At 69.3% G+C, this 6046-nt stretch carries 5 protein-coding genes and 1 pseudogene; 5 read left to right on the plus strand and 1 reads right to left on the minus strand.

From position 1 onward, the window contains the following. Positions 1-7: 7 nt before the first annotated feature. A complete protein-coding gene (locus tag HOV77_RS28085; RefSeq protein ID WP_290866969.1) occupies positions 8-1378 on the plus strand; it encodes a nitric oxide synthase oxygenase in 1371 nt (456 codons plus the stop codon). A 16-nt stretch (positions 1379-1394) separates the two neighbouring features. Here the strand turns inward: HOV77_RS28085 and HOV77_RS28090 are convergent, their stop codons facing one another. Then, entirely contained in the window at positions 1395-2048 is a 654-nt protein-coding gene (locus tag HOV77_RS28090) for a hypothetical protein (RefSeq protein ID WP_290866972.1), read from the minus strand. 263 nt (positions 2049-2311) lie between these two features. On the opposite strand from HOV77_RS28090, the gene HOV77_RS28095 reads away from it, so the two are divergent. From HOV77_RS28095 to HOV77_RS28110, 4 genes and pseudogenes are all read left to right on the plus strand, one after another. Continuing rightward, positions 2312-3853 (plus strand): M4 family metallopeptidase, encoded by a 1542-nt coding sequence (locus tag HOV77_RS28095; protein WP_290866974.1) that lies wholly within the window; start codon positions 2312-2314, stop codon positions 3851-3853. Between the two features lie 74 nt (positions 3854-3927). Further along, the gene (locus tag HOV77_RS28100) at positions 3928-4560 is read left to right on the plus strand and encodes a TMEM175 family protein (protein WP_290866977.1); all 633 of its coding nucleotides are present in this window, start codon (positions 3928-3930) and stop codon (positions 4558-4560) included. A 48-nt stretch (positions 4561-4608) separates the two neighbouring features. Further along, positions 4609-5649 (plus strand): SPFH domain-containing protein, encoded by a 1041-nt coding sequence (locus tag HOV77_RS28105; protein WP_290866979.1) that lies wholly within the window; start codon positions 4609-4611, stop codon positions 5647-5649. Beyond that, positions 5646-6046 (plus strand): annotated as a pseudogene (locus HOV77_RS28110) (hypothetical protein); the annotation flags it as partial. The gene HOV77_RS28105 and the pseudogene HOV77_RS28110, both read left to right, overlap by 4 nt.

The raw sequence follows: 6046 nt of genomic DNA on the forward strand, positions 1-6046 counted from the left end.
TGACCGGATGACCCCGGTCCCCGGTTATCGCGACGCCCCCCTCACTCAGTTCCACAACGAGCCAACGGATCCGGACGAGGCCGAAGACTTCCTGCGGCGGTTGTACGCCGAGCAACCCAAGCTCGGCCTGGACACGCGTCTTGTGGCCGCCCGCGTCGAGCAGGTACGCGAACAGATCGACGCCCTGGGCACGTACGCGCACACGCGGGCGGAGCTGATCCACGGAGCCCGGATGGCCTGGCGCAACTCCAGCCGGTGCATCGGCCGGCTCTACTGGAACAGCCTGGTCGTCCGCGATCTGCGCGGGGTGAGCGGCGTGGACGCCACCGCCGAGCACCTCGTCCAGCACCTGGAGATGGCCGCAGGCAAGGGCAAGAACCGCGGCCGCCTGCGGCCGGTCATCTCGATCTTCCCGCAGGCGGTGCCCGGCCGCCCGCGGACTCTACTGTGGAACGAGCAGCTCATCCGCTACGCGGGCTATCGGGACGGCATCGGCGATCCCCTGTACGCCGACTTCACCGAAGCGGTCACCGAGCTCGGCTGGAAGGGCAAGCACAGCGCGTTCGACATCCTGCCGCTGGTGCTGCAGGAGCCGGGCCAGGAGCCGCGTTTGTTCGAACTGCCGGAGTACGCAGTGCTGGAGGTGCCGCTCAGCCATCCCGAGCTGCCCTGGTTCGCCGAGCTGGGCCTGCGCTGGCACGCCGTGCCGGCGATCAGCAACATGCGGCTGACGATCGGCGGGGTCCACTACCCGCTCGCGCCCTTCTCCGGCTGGTACATGGGCACCGAGATCGGCGCGCGCAACCTCGCCGACGCCGACCGCTACGACCAGCTGCCCATCGTCGCGGCTCGGCTCGGCCTCGACACGACCCGCGAGTCCAGCCTCTGGCGCGATCGTGCGCTGGTGGAGCTGAATCGCGCGGTGTTGTGGTCCTTCGAGCGGGCCGGGGTGAAGATCGCCGACCATCACACGGAGTCGCGGCATTTCCTCACCCACATCGCGAAGGAGGAGAAGGCCGGGCGTGCGGTCCCGGCCGACTGGTCGTGGATCGTGCCGCCGCTGTCCGGCGGCGTCACGCCCGTGTTCCACCGCTACTACGCCGAGGCCGACCAGCGCCCCAACTTCTATCTCGACGAGAACGCCAAGGACCTGGCGCGCTGCCCTTTCCACGCCTCAGCCAGCGCCGCGGTGGCGTCGTCCGCGACCCTCTCGCTGCCCGCGCAACGCACTCGTGACCATCCAGCGGTACGCCCAGCGGCGCCGGCGTATGACGAGGTCACCCGGGAGGTCCCCGTCATCTCCGAGTCCCTGTCGTTGGGCGGACCCGACATCGCGCCGATGCGGAAGGGCTGGCTCCGCGGCAATCGCAAGGTCTAGCCTGACCTTCCGAGATTCAGGAGAGCTGCGCCTTCTCCTTGGTCTGCTGGACGCGGCTGATCACGTCGTGCAGCGGCTTGGTCCCGCTGCCCACGATCAGGCCGGTGATGAGCGAGTCGATCCACACTGGAACGGCGTCCCACTGCGGGTTCTCCGCAAGCATGTGCAGGAGGTAGAAACCGCCGCTGGCCGACATGATCGTGGCGACGCCGGTGGCGAGGCCCCAGGCGATGATGCCCTTGTCCGCCTTGGCCTGCTCCAGGTCGGCCTTGGCCTTGGCGGCAGCGGCGGTGGTGCCCGCGCCGTTCTCCATCGCGGCCATCGCCCAGTCGTAACGATGTTGCGCGACTCGGCCCGGCATCCATCGGGTGAACGGCTCCAGTACGCGCTCCACGGCGGCGGTGACCACCACCAGTCCGGCGAAGATGGACCCCTCACTGGTGGCACGGAAGGTGTTCACCTGACCGTTCGACCAGATCACCCAGGCGGCGAGCAGGCCGCCACCGACCAGCGCCAAGCCGACTCCGAAGGCCCAGAGGTGCGCCGGCATCGTCGGGACCGCCGCCGTCTCGGCGTCGGCGGGCGTCTGGATCTGTTGCGGCGCGGCGTCCTTCGCGGGAGCCTGCTGCGGAATCGTGCCGGTACGCCGTACCACGGCCATCGTCGCCAACCAGCCTTCTGTCGTCTGTCTTCGTCAGCCTTACTCAGCGCGGCGAGCCTAATGCCCGGCACCGACACTGCGGAAGGCCGCCGATTGTCGGGAACCCGGCGAAGGTGACGGAGAGTAATTCTTTCATTGCCATATTTACAAACCTGCGCGATATGAGCATCCTTCTGTTCAGCCGTCCTGGCCTACCGGCCCATCGACGACTAACCCGGACGGACCGTGTCGAGACAACTCAGGCCCGGTCCGCCTGACCAAGGGAGGAAACCTTGTCCATCCGCCGGATCACCCCCGTCTTGGGTGCCGCGGTCGCCGGAGTGGCGCTGTTCGCCGCCACTTCGCCGGTGGCGATCGCCGCTCCTACCGCCCCAAGTCCGTTCGGCCGGGCCGTCGCCCAGCTGAAGAGTCACGCGGCCGCCGGTGCGTTCAGCGCCGGGCAGTCGTTCACGCTGCGGAACGTGCAGACCGACGCCGACGGCACCGAGCACGTTCGCGTCAACCGGTACTACCAGGGCCTCCCGGTCCTGGGTGGCGACACCGTCGTCCACCTGGGCAAGGGCAACTCCTGGAAGGGAGCCAGCCACTCGTTGCGCGGTGGCCTGACCCTGTCCACCACGCCATCGCTGTCGGCCGCCCAGGCCTCGGCCGCCGCCGTCGGCGCTTCGAAGGCGGCGTCATACCGGGTCGACGGTACGCAGCTCGTCGTCGACGCCGACGGAGCCGACACCGCGTTGGCGTACGAGGTCGTCGCGAGCGGGGTCGCCGCCGACAAGACGCCCAGCGAACTGCACGTGCTGGTCGACGCGAAGACGGGCGCGGTACGCGACTCGTGGGACGCGATCCAGACCGACGGCGTGGGTCACGGCTTCCACAACGGTGACGTCGCGGTCGGCACCGTGCTCAGCGGCGGCACCTACCAGCTCAACGACTCCGCCCGGGGCGGGCACAAGACGTACGACCTGTTCGGCGGCACGTCGGGCACCGGCACGTTGGTCACCTCGACCAGCAACGTCTTCGGCAACGGCACGCTGAGCGACCGCAACTCCACGGCGGTCGACGCCCACTACGGCGCGGCGATGACTTGGGACTACTACAAGAACACGTTCGGCCGCACCGGCATTCGCAACGACGGAGTCGCCGCGTACAGCCGGGTGCACTACAGCAGCGGCTACACGAACGCGTTCTGGAGCGACTCCTGCTTCTGCATGACCTACGGTGACGGCGGGACCGGCTGGACCCCGCTGACCTCGCTCGACGTGGCCGGGCACGAGATGAGCCACGGCGTCACGAGCAACACCGCGGGCCTGCGGTACAGCGGCGAGTCCGGTGGCCTCAACGAGGCCACCAGCGACATCTTCGGCACCCTGGTGGAGTTCTACGCCGGCAACGCCAACGACCCCGGTGACTACCTCATCGGCGAGGAGCTGCGGACCACCGGCGTACCGCTGCGGTACATGGACAAGCCGTCCAAGGACGGTTCGTCCGCCGACTGCTGGTCCAGCTCGGTCAAGCGGCTCGACGTGCACTACTCGTCGGGTGTCGCGAACCACTTCTTCTACCTGCTGGCCGTCGGCAGCGGCACCTCCTCGTGGGGCACCAGCCCGACCTGCAACGGCGCGACGATCAGCGGCATCGGCAACGCCAAGGCCGGAGCGATCTGGTACCGAGCGCTGACCGTGTACATGACCTCGCGCACGGCGTACAGCGGCGCGCGCACGGCGACCCTGTCCGCCGCCGCCGACCTCTACGGCGCCGGTTCGACCGAGTACGCCACGGTCGCGGCCGCCTGGTCCGCGGTGAGCGTCGCCTAGGTTCCGTTCTCAACGCGGCCCCTGGGACCTACCTGGGGGCCGCACCTGTCGGTGGCGTACGCCAGAATGGCGCCGTGACCGAACGCCCCAAGATTGCTCCCGAGTCCGGCCATGGCCTGGAACGCGTCATCTTCTTCTCCGACGCCGTCATCGCCATCGCCCTGACCCTGCTGGCCATCGAGCTGCCCGTGCCGAGCGGTGAGGACTGGGTCCACCAGCTCGGGGAGGAGAGCTCGGACTACGTGGCGTTCCTGATCAGCTTCGCCGTGATCGCGACGCTGTGGTTCAACCACCACCGGATGTTCCAGCAGATCGCGCGGTTGACCTACGGCATGATCTGGCTCAATATCGTCGGCTTGTTCGCGATCGTCCTCATGCCGTTCGCCACCAAGGTGCTGACCGGGTTGGGCGACTATCCGGCCGGGCCGATCTTCTACGCCTGTGTCATGGTGCTGTGGGCCGTCGTCTGGATCCTGATGGCGCGGACGGCGACCAGCCAGCGCCTCTGGAACGACGACGCGCCCACGACGGCTCCCGGCAACATGGTCTTCGGCGCGTCGGCGCTGCTCATCGCATTCGGCCTGTCGATTCCGATCGCCTTCCTCAACCCGGACTGGGCGACCTACTTCTGGATCAGCGCTTGGCCGATCTCCACAGTCGGAATGCGGATCCGCCGCAGCCGTCTGGAGCGTGCGGCGGCTCAGTAGCATCACTGCGCGCACCCCCTCATCCCAAGTCGTCCCGGAAGGGAAGTCATGGCCGACATCTCGCGCAGGTTCTTTCTGCGGCACCTGCGCAGCACCCCGACCAACTGGGTCCGCCACCACGCCAAGGGCAAGGTGAAGCGGGAAGGCGTCGGACTGTCGTTCTGGTACCGCCCGCTCACCGCGGTCCTCAGCGAGGTGCCGGTCGACGACCGGGAGCTGCCCCTGCTGTTCCACGCGCGGACAGCCGACTTCACCGACATCACCGTCCAGGCGACGGTCACCTACCGGGTGGAAACTCCCGCGGTGGCCGCGTCCCGCCTCGACTTCTCGATCAACCCGCGGACGGGCCAGGCCAGTTCCCGGCCGCTCGACCAGGTCGCGACGCTGCTGGCCGAACTGGCCCAGCAGCCCGCGCTCGACCTGCTCGCCCGGTTGCCGCTGGCCGAGGCGCTGACCGCCGGGATCTCCCCCGTACGCGAGGCGGTGTCGGCCGCGCTCGCCGACGACCCCCGGCTCGCCGACCTCGGCGTGGCCGTCGTGAGCGCCCGAGTAGTCGCCATCCGCCCGGAGCCGGAGCTCGAACGGGCACTCCAGACGCCGACGCGGGAAACCGTCCAGGCCGAGGCCGACCGCGCCACGTACGCCCGCCGCGCGCAAGCGGTCGAGCAGGAGCGTGCGATCGCCGAGAACGAGCTGCAGAACAAGATCGAGCTGGCCCGCCGGGAACAGCAGCTCGTGGAGCAGCACGGGGCCAACTCCCGTCGGCAGGCCGAACTCGACGCGGCCGCTCAGCTCGCTGCCGCCCAGGGCGCGGCGGAACGGGAGCGGGTGGCGGCGACGGCCCAGGCCGAGCAGGAGAAGCTGCTGGCCGAAGCACGGGCCAACGGCGTACGCGTCGTGGGGCTGGCCGAGGCGGAGAAGGAGGCCGCCCGGGTGAACGCCTATCGCGACTTGCCGCCCGGCGTACTGCAATCGTTGACGCTGAAGGAGTTCGCCGGGCAGCTGCCCGACATCCAGTCGCTCACCATCACGCCGGACGTCTTGACTCAGCTGCTCGCCAAGCTCTCGGGCGGCGCGGAAAGCCGATGACGTACGGCACGCTCGCGCCCCGGGTAGTCGTCGTCTCCCGGCGCAGCGAGCTGGACGAGCTCCTCGATCGGCACGGTACGCGTGGCGCAGCGGGCTACTTCCTGCGCCAACGCGGCCGCAGCCTGGACGAGGTGCAGGCGCGCCACGACGCGCTCGACGCTGCGCTGACCGAGGTGAGCGCCGCCATCCCGGCCGACTGGCGACGCGGCGCGGTCGATCGGGCCGACCTTTCGCGTTTCCTGTTCAGCCCGGAGGACGTCGTCGTCGCAGTCGGCCAGGACGGACTGGTCGCCAACGTCGCGAAGTACCTCTCCGGGCAGCCCGTCGTCGGCGTGGACCCCGACCCCGGCCGCAATGCCGGCGTACTCGTCCGGGTGACGGCGGATGCCATGCCCTG

It is taken from the genome of Hamadaea sp., assembly GCF_013362815.1.
GTDB lineage: Bacteria > Actinomycetota > Actinomycetes > Mycobacteriales > Micromonosporaceae > Hamadaea.

Excerpts from the sequence above, each read along its gene's own strand:
- HOV77_RS28085 (WP_290866969.1), top strand. The coding sequence starts at position 8 with ATGACCCCGGTCCCCGGTTATCGCGACGCCCCCCTCACTCAGTTCCAC.
- HOV77_RS28105 (WP_290866979.1), top strand. The coding sequence starts at position 4,609 with ATGGCCGACATCTCGCGCAGGTTCTTTCTGCGGCACCTGCGCAGCACC.